Raw genomic sequence first — 18,109 nt, 5'->3', positions numbered from 1 at the left:
TCGCCATCGACCGTGCCACGCGTTGGGTCTATCTGGAGGTCAGGCGCAGTCAGTCAGCGAAGGATGCGCGTGCGTTCATGAAGCAGGTGAAAGAGAAGGCCCCCTTCAAGATCCAGACGGTGCTCACCAGATTGTTCCGTAGGTACTACGGAAAATCCTTTACCGATCGCTTCACTCGGGCCGGTGAGCGTAAGCCCAGCGGGAATCATGAGTTCGACCAGGAGTGCCAGGTCCATGGCATCGAGCATCGCCTGATCCAGCCGGGAAGGCCGCAGACGAACGGCATGGTTGAACGTTTTAATGGCCGCATCGGTGACGTGCTGGCGACTCGGCGCTATACCTCAGGCGAGGATCTGGAGCAGACGCTGAAACGCTATATGTGGTTGTACAATCACCATATCCCGCAGAAGGCGCTGCACCATCAGTCACCGATTGCGGTGATGAAAGAATGGCAGGCCAAGCGGCCTGAGTTATTTACCAAGCGGGTGGTTAATCATGCGGGACCCGGCAGGTAGAAGAAAACTCTACTCGTTTTTCTTAAGCATCTTCGTCCAGCGCTGACGTGCGTACTTACGCAGGTTGGCGACGTTATCGGTCTCGTCGACGATGTCCTGCCCGAGAATCGTCTCGATGATGTCCTCCAGGCTAATAATGCCCACCCAGGTCCCCAGATCGTCATACACGACACAGAGGTGCTGACGATCCTGGACCATCATCGTTAACACCTGCTCGACGCTCTCATCGGCAGACACCGTCTTGACCGGGTGCATCAGCGACTTGAGGTCAGCATCGCCCTCGGCGTGATAGGTATCCGCCTTGTGCACATAGCCCAGCACCTGCTCGCCGCCATCCATCACCGGGAAGCGGGTAAAGGGTGAACGACCCAATTCCTTGTCGAATTCGTCCACCGTCATGTCCGGCGTGACGGTGACCGAGACGGTACGCGGCGTCATCACGTTCTTCACCAGGATGTCGTGAAGGTTGAGGATGTTAACGATGACCCGGGTCTCTTCGGGATCCAGCGCCTTCTCCTTCTGACCGATCTGAGCAAGGGCTTTGATCTCGCCACGCATGTCGGTGTCGAGCACGTCCTTGCCGATACGCTTGGTGATGCGCTCGGAGAGCCAGAGGAAAGGTTTGAGGATCCACACCATGGCGTTGAGCGTCGTGGCCAAGAGGCCGGAGAGCTGCCGCCAGTAGGTGGCACCGATGGTCTTGGGAATGATCTCGGAGAGGAACAGGATCAACAGCGTCATCACCGCCGAAGCAATGCCGAGCCAGGCTTCACCGAAGACCACGGTGACCTGGGCACCGACGCCGGTGGCCCCCACCGTGTGGGCGATGGTGTTAAGCGTCAGAATCGCCGCCAGCGGCTGATCGATATTGTGCTTCAGATGAGCAAGCTGCTCATGCAGCTTGGGGCGCGACTCTTTCAGCTGCGCCACATAGCTGGGGGTCATGGAAAGGAGCGCGGCTTCAAGCAGCGAGCATAGGAAGGAAACGGCGATAGAGAGTGTCGCAAACGCAACAAGCAGAAGCATGGGGTCTCGTTTGGTGGCCAAGGGGAGCCGCACGGTGCGGCGTCGGTATCTTCACCGAATCTACCACTTGATCGCAAGGTGAAGTAGTCCCCGACATACGGACCAGGCCCTAAGCAGAATTGCCCCGGTTTTGCCCCTCACCCCATATCAGGACCGGTAAGCCCGCCTCATTCCTCAGGGCATCGAGAAACTTAACCGCCCCGGTTTTCCCGGAATCCCGTTGGTTTGGATCACGCTGCAAGAACGCCCCCCTGAAGTAGTTGATGGTGTTCATTTGTCACTTGAATTCAGGCAGTAGCCTTTTGTTGTATCGATTTTTCCCGCTCCCAGCGCTCACAGCGAGCTTCCAGTTCCTGGATTCGCTGCTGCTCCGGCGTTAGTGCTTTGGAGGTGGGAGTCACCCCGCCACGTTCTTCAGCGAGCTGCTTTACCCAACGCCTCAGGGCGTTTTCGCCAACATCCAAAGAGCGGCTGGCTTCGGTAACAGAGTAGCCTTGGGTGTGCGACAGCGAACAGAGAGAAACCTCTACATCACATATCCTCGATTCGTAGATGGCAAGGGACCTACTGGTACAGGAAGTTCCCCCCGCGCGTCACACAACATGCGACGCCACCATGACATGAACCTTCTCGCCACTCATCTAATGATGAAGACGAGTTGGTTTACTTAGATTGAAATTGTTCGATGTCGAGCTTTAATACTTCGCGTCACAGCCTGCAGGAAGGCCTCTTCAGCCTCCTGTCGCGAGGCCATTGCGCCGCACATCAGCTAGGAGTAACAGGGAAATGAAGATCAGCATCTTCGCTTGTGGTTATGTGGGGCTCGTAACGGGCGCCTGCTTAGCCGAAGTCGGTCATGACGTCATTTGCGTCGACGTGGACAAGGACAAAGTGGACAGACTCAAGGCGGGCGAAATACCGATTTTTGAACCGGGGCTGGAAAACCTGGTTCGTCAAAACCAGGCGGCAGGTCGATTACGCTTCACCACCGATGCCGTCGAAGCAGTTAAATTTGGCTTGCTCCAGTTCATCGCCGTTGGCACCCCTTCCGACGAAGACGGCAGTGCCGACCTCCAGTACGTGCTGAAGGTTGCCGAGACCATCGGTCAGCACATGAATGACTATAAAATCATCGTCGATAAGTCGACTGTGCCCGTTGGAACCGCCGACAAAGTGAAGCGTGCCGTTGCCATCGAGCTTGAAAAGCGCGGCCTTGACCTTGCATTCGACGTTTGCTCTAACCCGGAATTCCTCAAGGAGGGTGCGGCAATCGAGGACTTCTCGCGCGGTTCTCGAATCATTGTCGGCACCGACTCTGAGCGCGTCAGGGAAGCCATGCGTGAATGCTATGGCCCCTATAACCGTCAGCGCGACAAGTTGATGTTTATGGGCGTGCGCAGTGCCGAACTGACCAAGTACGCAGCCAATACGATGCTTGCGACCAAGATAAGCTTCATCAACGAAGTCGCCAACCTCGCCGAGCGCCTCGGCGCCGATGTCGAAGAGGTCCGCCACGGGATCGGTTCCGACCCGCGCATTGGTTACAGCTTTATCTACCCCGGCTGTGGCTACGGTGGTTCCTGCTTCCCCAAGGACGTAAGAGCCCTAGCCAATACCGCCAAAGAAATCGGTCACCCCGCTTTAATAATCGAGGCGGTAGAACGAGTCAATTCCCGGCAAAAGACAAAGCTGTTCGAAAAGCTCTACCAAGCCTTCGACGGCCAGTTGGCTGGCAAGACCATCGCCGTATGGGGGCTTGCCTTCAAACCCAATACCGATGACATGCGCGAAGCCCCCAGCCGAGACCTCATGGAAGCCCTTTGGGATGCAGGTGCGCGCGTTCAGGCGTTTGATCCCGAGGCCAGCAACGAGTGCCGCCGCATCTACGGGCATCACGACGACCTCACGCTTGCCGAACATCGCGAAGACGCTCTGGAAGGTGCCCATGCACTGGTTATCTGCACCGAATGGAAAGCCTTCCGCACCGTCGACTTCGACCAGCTGAGAAAGACGCTGCTTGAGCCGGTGTTGGTCGACGGCCGCAATATCTTCCACCCCGAAAGTGTCAAGGCCGCCGGACTTGCCTACTACGCTATCGGCCGGGGCGACTCAGCCCGCGCCGTTCTGGCTTGAGGCATTCCGATGAGCGCTAAACGACGGGGTTATTCCTCTGCCAGCCGGATGACGGAGCTGACCACTTTTTTGTTCGGCCTGGCGCTGCTGGTCGTCACCATCAGTGGACTGCCAACGGGGGTGTTCTCGCCAGCATCGAAAAGCTTCTTTTTCATCATCGGTTGGATCGCCATCTGGCGCTACTCCTGGTGGGGAGTACAGGCTGTTCGCTCGCTCTGGTACAACCGCGTTGTCTTTCCGAGCCTGCGTGCCGAAGCCGACGCGGTCGGTGAGACCGAAAAGCCATCGGAGCTATTCGTACTGTGCACCTCCTTTCGTATCGACACGCATGTCAACTTTCAGGTATACGATGCCTTGATACGAGAGGCTCGCAAGTACGGTGTACCGACGACGATCTTCGCCTCTGTGTCGGACCGTACGGACGTGGATATCATCACTCACGTCCTGGATGAGCACCGCTGGCCCGACAACGTCAAAGTGCGCTACATGTTCCAGAAAGGTGACGGCAAACGCTCCGCCATGGCCGAGGTGCTTCGGGCCATTTCCAGGAGCCTGCCCGCGCCGGATTCGCTGCTTATATCGATGGACGGCGATATTCGCCTGGAGCCAGGCACGCTGTCACGCACGCTTGCTTTCTTTATGTCCCAGCCCGACCTGGGCGCATTGACCACCAACAACCGCGCCGAGGTGACGGGTAACGACATCACCCGCGAATGGTATGACCTGCGCTATGCACAGCGCCATCTGATGATGAGTTCGATGTCATTATCTCGGCGTCTGCTGGTGCTCACGGGCCGTTACAGCGTCTTTCGTACCGACCTCGCCATCCAGCCGGACTTCGTCGAGCTGATCGAGAGCGACCATGTCGACCACTGGCGTTTCGGTAGCTTCAAGTTCCTTTCGGGTGACGACAAGTCATCCTGGTACTGGTTGCTGAAGAACGGCTGGCCCATGCTCTACGTTCCCGATGTCTACGTCACCGGGTTCGAGGAACTGCCCGATCGGCACCGCTTCTTTGCTTCGACAACTGACCTGATGCGCCGCTGGTTCGGCAACATGCTGCGCACCAGCAACCGCGCCATCGCCCTGGGCCCCCGCCCGATGGGAATGTTCGCCTGGTGGAGCCTGGTCGACCAGCGCATCTCCATGTGGACGACCCTAGTGGGCCCCACCGTGGTGGCCCTGGTGGTACTTTTCATACGTCCCTCGTTCTTCTTCACCTACGTGCTGTGGGTACTCTTTAGCCGCAGCATTGCCACCTTGATCCTTGCCTGGCAACGCGGACGCTTTAGCCTGCTTTGGATTCCGCTGATTTATTACAACCAGCTGTGGGGCGCAATACTGAAAACCTACGTCAGTTTTCGCTTCAACCGGCAAAAATGGTCACGCCAGGGCATATCTGCAGGCGAGCCTGGCGATCAAAGAGCGGCGCGCAGACAGCGCCGTATGGGCCATGCGCTGCATGGTCTCGTCTATGGCGCCCTTCTCTTCATTCTGATCCTCTCGACCGGCGTCATGACGCCTCCAGATCGTATCTCGCTGCAAATCGGTATCGATCAGCTAGGGGAGCATAGCCAGGCGCCCAAGGGGCTTGATCGTTCGCTCGACATCCCCTTTATCGACAAGCCCTGCGAACCAGTCCGCTGTCTTCTGGCCATTTCCTGACAGAAGGCAGCCTGATCAAGATCCTGCAGCATGACGCCATCGCGAAGGACCACCGCATGGCGTTCTCAATGACCAAGTGCAACACAAGATTCAGGGTCGAGCCCCCGGCCATGACCGCACTGGCGGCGACTTACCTCTGACGCAAGGAGCGATTTACGGATGGAAGATGATACGTTGCATGCTAAAAACCAGCGCCATACCCCCTCTCTCGGGGAGAGCCTGAAAGCGACGAACACCGACACTACCTCGCACGCGAAAAGTGTCGATCAAGAGAACCAACGCCTTACTCAAGGCAAGATGCTAAAGCACGAGCGTCGTGACGAGAGGGGGTATATTCGAGTGGCGATACCGTTTCGCGTCACTCTCAACGATAGCAACGCCGAGCTAAACGGCAATGATGTCTCTCTTGGAGGCTTTTCCGCCCAGAGCCAACGTAGTTTCGAACCCGGCGAGCGCATTTCCGCCTCACTGCTGATGGCAGCAGGTACCTTTGAACTCATCGTGCCCCTCAAGGCGGAATGTCTATACGCCACGCCCATTGAAGCCGGGAAAGGCTATGACGTCAGCTTCAAGATCACCGACATCGAGCCGAAACACCACGAGTCACTGCGTCAAATCATTCGCAGCGGGCTGAGTGGCCGTGCGCCCGATATCGACGGAATACTGGACAGCGAAGATCCCCAGACACCGCGCAAGCGTCAGTCGACCAAGCCGACGCCTACCTCGCGCCCCCCCAAACCTATCGGCCGCTACATTCTTCTATTTCTGGCGATCGGCTTATTGATTCTGGCCGGCGCAGCAACAGCCTATCGCAACTTCATGCTGATTGAGCCCAGCTTCGCCGCCGTGACGGCCCCCCGCATCGAAATTCGCGCCCCTAGCCCCGGTGTACTCGGTGAACACGAGTTTACCGCTGGAGACCGCGTTGAACGTGACCAGTTGTTAACCAATGTGATCAACAGCGACCTCAGGTCAGACATGATCCTGGCAGAGGCAGCTCTCAACTATAACAACCGGCTGATCGAAAACCTGCGCGAAAGCCTCGAGGGCAACAACCAGGAGGTCAGTCTGGCTAACTCCGCACAGCCGGCCAGCGGTGACACCATAACGTTCGAATCCGTTTCGCCGGATATTGCCGAGGCGCGTGTCGAGCAGTTCGAAGTGGTGCGCGATTATGAGAACTCGCGTATCGCCGCCCTCAAGGAACTTGAGGCCAGCAACGAAATATACAGCCCTTGCGACTGCATCGTGGCGTGGGCGCTGAGCAGTGCCACCGGGGTCTATATCGACGAAGGCGAACGCATCATGACCCTGATCCGTGCCGATGAAGGCGATGTGATGGTCGAGGCCCTGGTGCATATGGAGGATATTAGCCGCATTGAACCCAACCAGCAGGCCTACGTCACGTTGGCCAATACCAGTCAGCCGATTCGAGCCCGGGTGCGCAACGTTGCTCTCGATATCGAGCTTCAGCCCCGGGCAGGCTTCCCCAGTTGGGTAAGGCAACAGCAGAACGTCGCCAGCGTCCTGCTGATTCCCGAGGAACCACTGCCTGCAGAAAGCGTGGGCCAGCCGGTAGACGTTCGCTTTACCGAAACACAACTGTTGAGTGATGCCTCAGAGAGAATCTGGCAAGGCGTTAACTGGATCACCCAGTCCAGTAAGGGCCTTTACCGCGCCGCCATCGAGAAAATAGACACCTATAGGGAAGGCTCTGATGAAACCAGCAATGAAGGTTAATGGCCTCAATCCGCGCCTCGGCTTTCGCTACCAACGTCTACTGTTGAGCTTGCTGACCGTGCTGCCACTCGGCGCTGGAAACGCCGACGAAGCCACGGATGCCGTCGTCAGTATCCCCCAGGTAGAAACCTGTTCCCAACGCTATGACTTGGCCAGAGACCCACGTCCACTTCCCGACGCAGATGGCCATCGTGCCGTTCGCCAAAGCTTTGATACCACCCGGCACTGGGGCACCGAAGAGAACGTGGACCGCTTGGGCGCTGACCACACCGGTATCGGAGAAGCTGGGCTGCGCGTTCACTACCCTGCGGGCAGTTCATCACCGGGTGAGGACCCCCTCGGAGGGGCGGGCTTTTACAGTGAGCCCTCCCAGCTTCGAGGGGCCGAACGTGCCTGCCTGAGCTACAAGGTTCGCTTTCCGTCCGACTTCGACTTCGTCAAGGGAGGCAAGCTGCCAGGACTATATGGAGGTGAAGCCCCTTCCGGCGGCGAGGAGGTCGACGGCGAGAATGGCTTTTCGATGCGTTTGATGTGGCGCGAAGAGGGTAAAGGCGAGCTTTACCCCTACGTGGTCGGCTTCGAAGGGGATTCGATCGGTCGTGGTTCATGGCATTTCCCCGTCGGCCAGTGGGTCACCATCGAGCAGGAAATCGTGCTTAACGACCCTGGCCAGAAGAACGGCCTGGCGCGGATCTGGGTCGACGGCAAACCGGTACTGGAGCATCAAGACATCGTCTTTCGTACCACACCGGACATCACCATCGACGGCCTGATGTTTTCCACCTTCTTTGGCGGGACGGGTAAAGGCTGGCGCACACCACGCGACCAGTACGTGGATTTTGCTGCCTTCCATTTCTACACCCCACGACCCTGAGCGCCAGCATTAGAGCGCCGATGGAGCGACAACGATCATGCCTCATGCCGTAGCAAAAGGACTGACCATTGCCCTGATGACGACGATGGCCAGTATCAACCTGGCGGCTGATACTTCCTCAAGAAGTACTATGTCCACCGAAGAGCGCGAGGATCTCAACCTCTCCGAATATCGCGTGACCGATACAAACGCCAGCTATTTCGACGTTAACGCGGTCATGCCTCTACTTCAGCAAACCGATAACGCGCTTTTACTGCAGTTGAGAGACAACCTTTCGACGGGCCCCAGCTGCCGCCAGAAACTTAATTCGGAACCCATCACCACGCGGGGGGCGATACCCAGTTTCTATCCCAGACCCGATGCGTGGGAGCTGGCCACCGGGCCGATATTCGGTTTCGAAGATAGCGTATCGACCCTGGCCGGTGCTTACGTTGCGAGCAGCGACCCTTACTATGCCGAATGCCTGGTGCATTACCTGCATGGCTGGGCCGAGGCTGAAGCCCTGACCGCTTTTGTCTATGATTCGGCGCGACCCCAAGCCTGGTTCGCATCCGAATCCATGCTGTTCGCGGCGGCCATGGCTTACTCCGTCGTGCGCCCCTTCATCGATGGACTTGAGGAGGAACGGGCCGATATAGAGCAGTGGCTGCACGGCCTGGCCTTGGAACACTCCTCAATCCACGGCCATGAAGAGGACAGTTGCTGTAATAACCATTTATATCGTCGCGCACTTTACGCCAGCATGATCGGCGTGTTGGTCGAAGACGATGACCTGTTTCGCTTCGGTGTCAAAGCCCTCTACTCAGCCCTGCACGACATGACCGAGGAAGGTGCCCTCCCCCACGAGGTACGTCGCGGTCGACGGGCGACACACTACCAAAACTATGCGCTTAGTTACCTCATCACCAATATGCAGGTCATCCATCGCCAAGGCTATGACATCTTCAATCTGGAATATGAGGGCAGCAACATTCATGAAGCCGTCGACTACCTGTTCCAGATTCTCGACGACCCCGCCGCATTAGGTGATTACGCGCCGCTGGAGCAATACACCGGCTTCCTGCGGGACCCGCAGTACTTCACCTGGATGGAAATCTACCTTTCTCACTTCGATCATCCAAAGATGGCCAGTCTGGTCACCCGAATACGGCCCGCCTACAACCGTAGTGCGGGTGGCCACATCACGCTGTACTTCATGGATCCCTCCGCCCAACAGCACATTTACACCAATGAACGGCGTCGGGACACCGAAGCCTTCCGGGGCTTGAACAATTGAACACTAACGGAACCACACAAGGCCGTGGTGCCCCCATGGAGAGAACAATGCAAAGGGTTCGACAATTACCCACGTTGCGGCTGACCGGCACACTAGTGTTGTCGGCTTGGCTCGCCGGCTGTGCGATCAACACTGACCAACCTTCTGTCAGCCAGCATGCTCGTCCCGTACCGGCCCACTATGCCGGCTGGTTTACCAGCGGGCCAGACGCCGATATCGACGGATCGGACTGGGGCAGCATCAATCGTGCCCAGGATCGTATCGACGAGGAACGTTACGACGAAGCCATCGCGTATCTGCAGCCCCTGATGCATTTCTATATCCCCCCTGCCTTTTACGAGATGGCCAAGCTCTATGAACATGGGCTGGGTGTCGACCAAGACCCCGCCGAAGCAGCACGCTTGTATGGCGAGGCCCTCAACAAACCTTCCTCGATACGCGGCCATGCCTCGCTCAACCTCGCTAAACTTTATCGCGAAGGTCGCGGCGTAAACCGTAACGACGTGCTTGCTTATCATCTACTTTGGCAGGCTAAAGAGGCCAACCTCGACCGGACAGCAGAAGTCGAGCTTGCCGAGCTGCTGTCCGAAGGCGGCGAAGGTGTAGAAGCAGACCCAGCATTAGCCCGCGAGCTCTACGAACAGGCGGCCTCCCAGAATAAAGCGCAAGCCCTGAGCGCCCTGGCTGAAGCGCACGCGCCCGGCGGTTGGCTGGAAGAGGATGCAGCAAAATCGAGAGCGCATGCTCAGCATTACGCCAAGCAGCTCGAAGCCAAGGCCGAAATGGGCGATGTTGGCGCCATGCTGCAGTTGGCATCGCTCTACTCTCCCGACGGGCTGCTCGGCGACCAGCCTGCTCAGCGCATCCGCTGGCTGACGTTGGCCGCTGATGCCGGCGACATTGATGCCCTGGCTCGTGTCGGGCACGAGATGACCCAAATGGGCAACTATCGACAAGGGATAACGGTGCTGGAAGATGCCGCCCGTCAGGGTCACGTCGAGGCCATGACCTACCTCGGCCAGGCCCTACTATCGACCGAGAACGCCGACCAACCCGATCCGGTCCGCGCTGAGCGCTGGCTGCGCGAAGCCATCCAGGCGGACTCGGACGACGCCCGGGTCATTCTCGGCCGCGCCCTCGTCGAGGGCCAGGCGGGTCTCGACGACCTACCGCGTGGCATGGACCTGCTGGAAAAAGCAGCAGAGCGTAATCACCCTTTGGCACTGGCCCAGCTTGGCTCGCTACTCATGGACGATGAACGCGTCGAAAGCCAACCCGTCATTGCAGCCCGCTATCTCAAGCGCAGCCATGAGCTTGGCCATCCATGGGCCACCCATCAACTAGGCGCTGCCTACCTGACGGGCCGCGGTGTGACGCAAGATCCTCAACGCGCGGAGGAATTGCTGCAAAATGCCGTCGACCTCAACCAGACCGGCGCGATGCGCCTCCTGGGTGAGGCCTATTTAAAAGGCGATGTTTTGCATCCACAGCCGCGTCGCGGCGAAGAGCTGCTTGCACAAGCCGCCGATCAAGGAGACACCACCGCCATGACCCTGCTTGGTGAGGCCTATCTCGATGGCACGCTTGAGGGCAATCCTCGGGAAGGCATTCACCTACTGACACAGGCCGCCCAGCAAGATGACGGCTACGCGATGATTGTGCTGGGTCGCGTCTACCGTGAAGGCATCGGCGTTAAGCGCGACCTCAACGAGGCCAACCACTGGTTGACCCGGGCGCAGGAAGCAGGCCATGCGTCCGCAGATGATGCGCTCACCTACGTGCAACGTGATCTCGGGGCAGAAGGCAATATTGATGCGCTTATCGCCGCTGCGAAAGGCGGCCATCCGGGCGCTATGGCCGACCTGGGTCGAGCTTATCTCGACGGGAAGGGGATCGAGCGCAACCAAAGCCAAGCCGAGAACTGGCTAAAGCGGGCTCACCGGGCAGGGCATGCCGGTGCCGGTGCAAGCCTTGGCCGCCTATATCTTGACCGGGGCAACAGTGAAAGCGGTATCGACTACCTCAGCACCGCCGCCGCCAGGGGACATGCCGGTGCCAGCACCGACCTTGGTGAAGCTTATTTAACCGGCAATCATGTCGAACAGGACGTGGTGCGTGGCTTCGAGCTGCTAACTACCGCGGCCGAATCAGGTGTTCCCCATGCCGCTTTCATGCTGGGCGATGCCTACCAACACGGTAACGGGGTTGCAAAAGATGCTGTACCGGCCGAGCGCTGGTATCAACAAGCAAGTGATGGTGGCGCCGTCTATGCGCAAACGGCGCTGGGTATCGCTTATATGCGCGGTGAAGGCGCCATTGTTCAGGACGTCCAGCGTGGTCACGAGCTGTTGATGGATGCTGCTGAGCAGGGCCACGCCGGCGCCCAGGCGTCTCTTGGCCGTGAATACCTTCGCGGGGAGAATATCGAAAAAGATCCCGAGCGTGGGGTCAACTACCTCTACGAGGCAGCAAGCCAAGGACATCGAAGCGCACGCCTCGCCTTGGCCGGGGCTTATCTTTCAGCTCGCGGGCATGAGAATCCCAATCAAGAGCAAGCAATGCTGTGGCTTGATAACCTCATCGATAACGAGGGACAAATGGCGATCGAGACGCTGCATCAACTGCTCATCGAAGAGGCTGCCTTCGCCGCCGTCGACGAGATGAAAGCAACATCTCAGGAGTGACACCACTCGCTCACCGGATCTCCCCGGTGAGCGTTGGCTTCAGGTAATGTCACGCAAATCCACGATGTACAATCTCTCCCCCCCCAGTCAGCAACCCCGCCCAGGCGCCCAATTCAATTGAGAATCCATCTCAACAGGTGGCATCAGGTTACTTTGTTCCTGATTTGTGTGGCGCGCAATTCCCCTCTTGTCGAAAGCACTCCCTTCAGTTAGCGTGATTCCCGGTTAACTCATCGAAAGGTGATGCGACTCTCGGCAAGCTGGTTGCTTCAACCGTTTGCCGGAATAGACAAAGGCAAACCCGTCGAAAGGCGGGGGCGCAAAGTCACCGGTCTAAAAGGCTTAACAGCCTCAAGATAGCGGGACCGCCTACCCTCCCTCTGGGTCTGAGTACGATATTCTCTTGCTCGACTTCATAGAAGTGTTTTCGGTCCCCTACTTGGTATTCATTCAAGCCTTTGCCTTCGGTAAACATCCGTGGCAATCGTTTACTGGGGATTGGTTAATGAGCTCACCTGCAATTCTTAACAAGCATCTCGTCACAAAACGCCGATCACCATCATGATGTTCTTACTGATCATGAGGCGTCTCCTATGGGTCTGACCAGCACTTAGCCCATCGTCAGATTTAACGAAGAAACGTTAACTCACTAATACGTAGATAAAAGGATTTTTCCATAGATCTTCAACCTTAAACGTCAACTCAACTAAATTAGATTAAACTTATACAATAATTTCTAATTTATAGAAGCGATGACGAAGGATGCTCTGCAGGGTACTGAAGGTGCGACTACGTAACCCGTTTCTAAACTGCGACAACCTGGAGTTTTATCATGGCTTCTATACATCATATTGATACCGGCACCTCGGCCGATGACATCAATAACCTGATCCGTAATGCCGAGTCTGGCGCGACCATTCAATTCGCCGCCGGCAACCATCTGCTCGACGATGGACTGCGGATCGATCGCTCCGACATCTCCCTGGTGGGCGCAGGGTCACAGGAGACAACGCTCACTTTCACCGACGAAGCGCTGGCCAGAAATTCGGAAACCGCCATTCATGTGGAAGGAGAGATGGAGAGTCACGTCGGCCTTCTGAAAAGCGGCGTTGAAGAGGGTGATCGCCAACTGACGCTGGATCGAGGTCACGATCTCAAGCCAGGCGACACCGTCAGGGTCTGGCAGGAAAACGACGATGCCTTCTTCGACGCGATCGGAGACACCGCTTGGCGCAAGGTGGAACACGCCGAGCTGCGCACCAGCATGGCCCGCGTGGAATCGGTGAACGGTGATACCCTCACCCTTGATCGCGGTGTCCACTTCGACTTGGAGGCAGCCAAGACCAAGGTGGACCGATGGAACACCGCCGATGACGTTGCGCTCAATGGCTTCGGCATCGAGTTCCAGTTAGGTGACCCCGATCCGGGCGAGTTTTCCAACACCCTGGGAGATCTAGGCCGCTATAAAGCAGTGCTGTTGGAGGGTACTCAAGGCGCAAACCTGACCGATATCGAGGTCAACGACGGACCTTCTACCGCCTTTCGCTTCTCGAAAGCTCTGGACCTCGTCGCCGACGATATCCAGGCCCATGGCACCTTCAACAAGGGCGGTGGCGGAAACGGCTACGCCTATGAACTGCACGAAAGCTATGACGGCAGCCTTACCGGCCTGGAAGACAGCGGTATGCGCCACGGTCTGGTCTTCGCTTCCTGGCGTTCGTCCGTTGGCAATGACGCCGAAGTCGTCTTTACCGACCGCGATATCAACCTCCACGGCGGTCGTGACCACGACAACAGCGTCCGCGTCCGCGAATCCGTTCGCGATGCCGATAACGATAAAATGTCGACATCGCTCTGGATCAACCAAGGCGGGGAATCGTTCGGTGCTCCCACCGACCCCGACGCCAACACGGTAACCTTCGACTATCTGATTGGTTCGCGCCGTGACGATGTCATCCAGGGTAGCGACGATGGGGTCTACCTCAATGGAGGCCTGGGCTATGACACACTCGTCGGCGGTGCGGGGAATGATATTCTGGAGGGTGGGCCCAACAATGGCTGGGGTGACAACTATCTTGATGGTGGCGCTGGACTCGATACCGCCCGTTTCACCGGCGACTATGCTGACAATGAGATCGAGTTCGCTGGCGACGAAGTCATCATCACCAGGCAAGGCAGCATCGATACCCTCGTCAACATGGAGTACGCGATCTTCGGCGACGGCACCAAGCTGGACTTGAACGCAAAAACCACCTCACAAGGTGAGCCGCTCGCGTTTCCCACCGCGGAATCGATAAGGGCAAACGACGACGAGGAGCCGGCGCCAACCGACACCGACACGGAAACCGAACCAACGGCGCCAACGGATACCGAGGAGGAAACTGCGCAGCCGGATCCGGTCGACACGAGCGGGGACGTCGAACTAACCAGCAACATGACCAGTCGCTGGTCCACCGGCTTCGTGGCCGAAGTCTTTGTCAAAAACCACTCCGACCAAGCCATCCAGAACCCGGAGGTCACCTTCGACCTGGGCGCGGACATCAATGAGGTATGGAATGGCCAGGTCGACGATGTCGATGGCGGCTATCAGGTACGTCACGACACGACACTGGAATCGGGCGAGACGTGGCGCTTCTCCTTCAAGGCTTATGGAGACGACCAGACACTGCCGGACAACATGGCAGTCAGTTCGGATGAAGGGCTGATCGATTCGGGCACGCAAACCGAGGAGCCTGAGCCCACCGATACAGAGACGGAAACTGAAGCGTCTGAGCCCACCGGCACTGAGGCCGAAACCGAGGCACCTGAGCCAACCGACGCCAAGACGGAGACCGAGGCGCCTGAGCCAACCGATACCACCACGGAAATCGGTCTGACCGGCAATATCACCAGCAGTTGGTCCACCGGCTACGTGGCTGAAATCTTTGTTAAGAACCTCTCCGACCAGGCCATCCAGGACCCGGAAGTGGGCTTCGAGTTAGGCGCCGATATCGATACGGTATGGAATGGTGAGGTTGAAGATGCCGAGGATGGCTACAGCATCCGCGATAACAACGCCCTGGAGCCAGGTGAAACGTGGCGGTTCTCTTTCAAGGCCTACGGCGACGACCAGACGTTGCCCGACTACATGACAGTCAAGACAAATGGCAGCCCGGTGGATACCGAGACGGGCACCCAGATGACCAGCAACATCACCAGCAGCTGGAATTCGGGCTATGTGGCTGAAGTCTTTGTAGAGAACACGTCCGACCAGGCCATTCAGGACCCGGAGATTCTCTTCGACCTGGACGCTGATATCGATACGGTATGGAATGGCCTATTCGAAGACGTCGAGGGCGGCTACCGAATCAGCGACGATAACCCGAGCACCCTGGACCCGGGTGAAACCTGGCGGTTCTCTTTCAAGGCCTACGGAGAAGACGAACTACCGGAACAGAGAGTTAGCGAGACGAGCGACAGCGAGCTACAGGTGCAACTGCTCGGCCTGGGTAGCGATAGCGGCGAACTCGTTATGTGATGATGCGGCTTGTCATCCCACTATAGCATCACGTGAACTGGGGGTACCGTTACGGTATCCCCTTCTCGTGCCTCACACCTCATACCCTGCTTCCCGTGCCAAGGTGGTATTGGCCTGCAACCAGCCTTCAATGTGGCCGCAGTCAAAGGTGCGCCCGAGCATACGAAATGCCTGTACGGTGTTGCCTTCCTGCATTAACCGATCAATCGCATCCGTCAACTGAACCTCGTTTCCTGCTCCCGGTGGTTGGTCACTCAATAGCGCCATGATGCGGTGCGGCAGCACGTAGCGACCAATGACAGACAGGCATGAAGGCGCTTCTTCGGGGCTCGGCTTTTCGACCACGCCCCGCATGTCGGCGCTCTCACCAGCAGCGGGTTCATCGCAATCAACGATACCATAGCGCTGAACCTCAGCTCTCGGTACGGCCTCCACCATAATCTGGGCTTCCCCCTTGGCGCTCCAACGCTCAACCATACTCCCTAGGTCGCTTTTATCACTCCCAACCTGAGACTTAACCAACACATCCGGCAGGATCACTGCAAAGGGCTCATCTTCATCCAACAGGTGAGCCGCGCAGTAAATCGCATGTCCCAGGCCTGTCGCACTGGACTGGCGAACGCTGGTGACTTTTAAATGCTTCGGGCAAATGGCAAATAGCGTTTCCAACAGGGCATCCTTTCCCTTGCTCGCCAATGAATGCTCGAGTTCGAAATGCGCGTCAAAATGGTCTTCAATCGCCGACTTACCTGCCCGAGTCACCAGAATAATCTCATTGATACCTGCCGCCAGCGCCTCCTCTACCACATGCTGAATCAATGGACGGTCCACAACGGGCACCATCTCCTTGGGGATCGCTTTGCTGATAGGCAAAAGTCGTGTACCGAAGCCGGCAACCGGAATAATCGCCTTACGAACCTGAGACATGCATCGCGCCTTTTTCATCTGATTGATTACGCCATGCGTTCACTTTGCGCAGAAGCTGAGCCGTGCCGCAGTCGTCCACGTTCTGTTGTGCTAGCGGCTCACCGGCCAATGTCTGATATAAGCTGGTCGCCAGACATTTGCCCAACTCTACACCCGGCTGATCAAAAGGGTTCAGATGCCACAACACCGATTGCACAAATACCTTATGTTCGTAAAGCGCTATCAGCGCACCCAAGGTCCCGGCATCCAGCGACTTCAACAGCAATACCGAGTTTGGCTGGTTGCCTCGGTACCCTTGGGCCATCAAGCCACGCAGCGCCATCGGAATGGCATCATCTCCCAACGCCAAAAGCTGTGACTGGGCAAGGCAGTGCGCCATCGTCAACTGTTCCTGGGCTTCCAGACGATGACTAACGTCTTCATTCGTTGAAACGTGGCGCTCGGCCACCGCAACAAAATCCGCACTTACCGTGTGCTTGCCTTGATGAAGCAGCTGGTAGAACGCGTGCTGACCATTGGGACCCACATCGCCCCACAGAATAGGACAGGTCGTATGATGAACCGGCCCACCGTCCAGCCCCACGCTTTTGCCATTGGATTCCATTTCCAACTGCTGAAGGTACGCCGGTAGACTTTTGAGCCGGCCATCGTAGGGCAAAACAGCATGCGTTGGGATATTCAAGAACTGGCAATTCCAAGCGCCTACCAGTGCCATCAAGGCAGGCAGGTTCTCCTCGATGGGCGCTTTCATAAAATGCTTATCCATGGCATGGGCACCCGCCAGCAGCGCATCAAACACGTCCATACCCAACTGCATCGCCAGACTGATACCTATCGGCGACCAGAGCGAAAAACGCCCGCCAATCCACTCCCCGAATACCAATTGGTGGCTTTCAGGAATACCAAACGCCGTCATTTTTTCCGGCCTGGTTGAAACACCAATCAGCTGCCGGTGGCATACTTTCGCTTCATCGACCTCCAGCGCATGGCTTAACCAGGCAAGCGCGGTTCGGGCGTTGAACTGAGTATCTGCTGTGGTGAACGATTTAGACGCCAGCACCAGCAAGGTAGTGGCGGGATTCAAGCGCTCCATCAATGGCACTAGCTGCGAGCCATCCATGGTCGACACATAATGCACCGCCACTTTTTGGGTACTGGGCCGGTCTGCCAATGCCTCACTGACCATTTTCGGCCCCAGGTCAGAACCCCCAACGCCAATGTGCACGACATCCGTAATGGTCTGCCCGGTCGTACCATACCACTGGCCAGCGTGCACACGATTGACCATTCCTACCATTCGTTCTCGCTGTTGATGACAAAACGCGACGGCCTCCTCCATCCCCGCCGGCGGCGTTTCAGTTGCTGGCCACCTGGCTGCCATATGCAACGCAGCACGTTTTTCAGACGTATTGATTTTTTCCCCCGCAAATAATGCCTCGCGCTTGGCCGCCAGTCCGCAGCTTTCAGCCCACTCCGTCAGCAATGCCATAGTTTGGGTCGTCAGGCGCTGCTTGCTGAAGTCGATATGCAGATGCCCGAAAGTGAATGCCAGGGCATTGGCTCTGCGGCTAGCAAGACCAGGGGCGGAGTCATTCACCAGCAAATCGCTCAGCGGCTGCGGTTTCATGCTTTCAGCATGGGCATGTAACGCAATCAATGGGGTATCAATGCGAGTATCGAATACGGAAACTGATGAGCTCATTGGTTCGTCCTTGAAAACATTGGATATATTTCCCGCGCAACATTCAAACC

The 18,109-nt window shown here is 57.3% G+C and carries 11 protein-coding genes, 1 pseudogene and 1 riboswitch; of the genes and pseudogenes, 8 read left to right on the top strand and 4 right to left on the bottom strand.

What is annotated here, in order from left to right:
• A partial coding sequence (locus tag HF027_RS14405) for an integrase core domain-containing protein (RefSeq protein WP_168016826.1) occupies window positions 1-515 on the top strand: 515 nt, incomplete at its 5' end.
• Between the two features lie 9 nt (window positions 516-524).
• Here HF027_RS14405 and HF027_RS14400 read toward each other — a convergent pair.
• Window positions 525-1,541, bottom strand: a complete 1,017-nt coding sequence (locus tag HF027_RS14400; RefSeq protein WP_168016824.1) for a CNNM domain-containing protein — start codon at window positions 1,539-1,541, stop codon at window positions 525-527.
• Between the two features lie 299 nt (window positions 1,542-1,840).
• Window positions 1,841-2,095 (bottom strand): annotated as a pseudogene (locus tag HF027_RS14395) (transposase); the annotation flags it as partial.
• A 232-nt stretch (window positions 2,096-2,327) separates the two neighbouring features.
• Here HF027_RS14395 and HF027_RS14390 point away from each other — a divergent pair.
• From HF027_RS14390 to HF027_RS14360, 7 genes are all read left to right on the top strand, one after another.
• Entirely contained in the window at window positions 2,328-3,674 is a 1,347-nt protein-coding gene (locus HF027_RS14390) for a UDP-glucose dehydrogenase family protein (protein WP_168016822.1), read from the top strand.
• Window positions 3,675-3,683: 9 nt separating this feature from the next.
• Entirely contained in the window at window positions 3,684-5,339 is a 1,656-nt protein-coding gene (locus HF027_RS14385) for a glycosyltransferase (protein ID WP_168016820.1), read from the top strand.
• Between the two features lie 159 nt (window positions 5,340-5,498).
• Window positions 5,499-7,079, top strand: coding sequence for a PilZ domain-containing protein (locus tag HF027_RS14380; protein WP_168016818.1), 1,581 nt, complete (start codon window positions 5,499-5,501; stop codon window positions 7,077-7,079).
• On the top strand, window positions 7,057-7,953 hold the full coding sequence (locus HF027_RS14375) for a polysaccharide lyase (protein WP_245184866.1): 897 nt from the start codon (window positions 7,057-7,059) through the stop codon (window positions 7,951-7,953). The genes HF027_RS14380 and HF027_RS14375 overlap by 23 nt, the downstream gene beginning before the upstream one ends.
• A 37-nt stretch (window positions 7,954-7,990) precedes the next feature.
• Window positions 7,991-9,229: an alginate lyase family protein gene (locus tag HF027_RS14370; protein WP_168016816.1), complete on the top strand. Its 1,239-nt coding sequence runs from the start codon at window positions 7,991-7,993 to the stop codon at window positions 9,227-9,229.
• Between the two features lie 47 nt (window positions 9,230-9,276).
• Window positions 9,277-11,913, top strand: coding sequence for an SEL1-like repeat protein (locus HF027_RS14365; protein WP_245184865.1), 2,637 nt, complete (start codon window positions 9,277-9,279; stop codon window positions 11,911-11,913).
• Between the two features lie 284 nt (window positions 11,914-12,197).
• Window positions 12,198-12,286, top strand: a riboswitch (cyclic di-GMP riboswitch).
• A 459-nt stretch (window positions 12,287-12,745) separates the two neighbouring features.
• Window positions 12,746-15,430, top strand: coding sequence for a cellulose binding domain-containing protein (locus HF027_RS14360; protein WP_168016812.1), 2,685 nt, complete (start codon window positions 12,746-12,748; stop codon window positions 15,428-15,430).
• Window positions 15,431-15,502: 72 nt separating this feature from the next.
• Here HF027_RS14360 and HF027_RS14355 read toward each other — a convergent pair whose 3' ends face one another.
• The gene (locus HF027_RS14355; RefSeq protein WP_168016810.1) at window positions 15,503-16,357 is read right to left on the bottom strand and encodes a UTP--glucose-1-phosphate uridylyltransferase; all 855 of its coding nucleotides are present in this window, start codon (window positions 16,355-16,357) and stop codon (window positions 15,503-15,505) included.
• Entirely contained in the window at window positions 16,341-18,059 is a 1,719-nt protein-coding gene (gene pgi, locus HF027_RS14350; protein WP_168016808.1) for a glucose-6-phosphate isomerase, read from the bottom strand. The genes HF027_RS14355 and pgi overlap by 17 nt, the downstream gene beginning before the upstream one ends.
• Window positions 18,060-18,109 lie beyond the last annotated feature (50 nt).

It is taken from the genome of Halomonas salinarum (assembly GCF_012062845.1).
GTDB lineage: Bacteria > Pseudomonadota > Gammaproteobacteria > Pseudomonadales > Halomonadaceae > Onishia > Onishia salinarum.
Note: the sequence above shows the minus strand (reverse complement) of the source record. Positions and strands in the feature narration are given on the sequence as shown.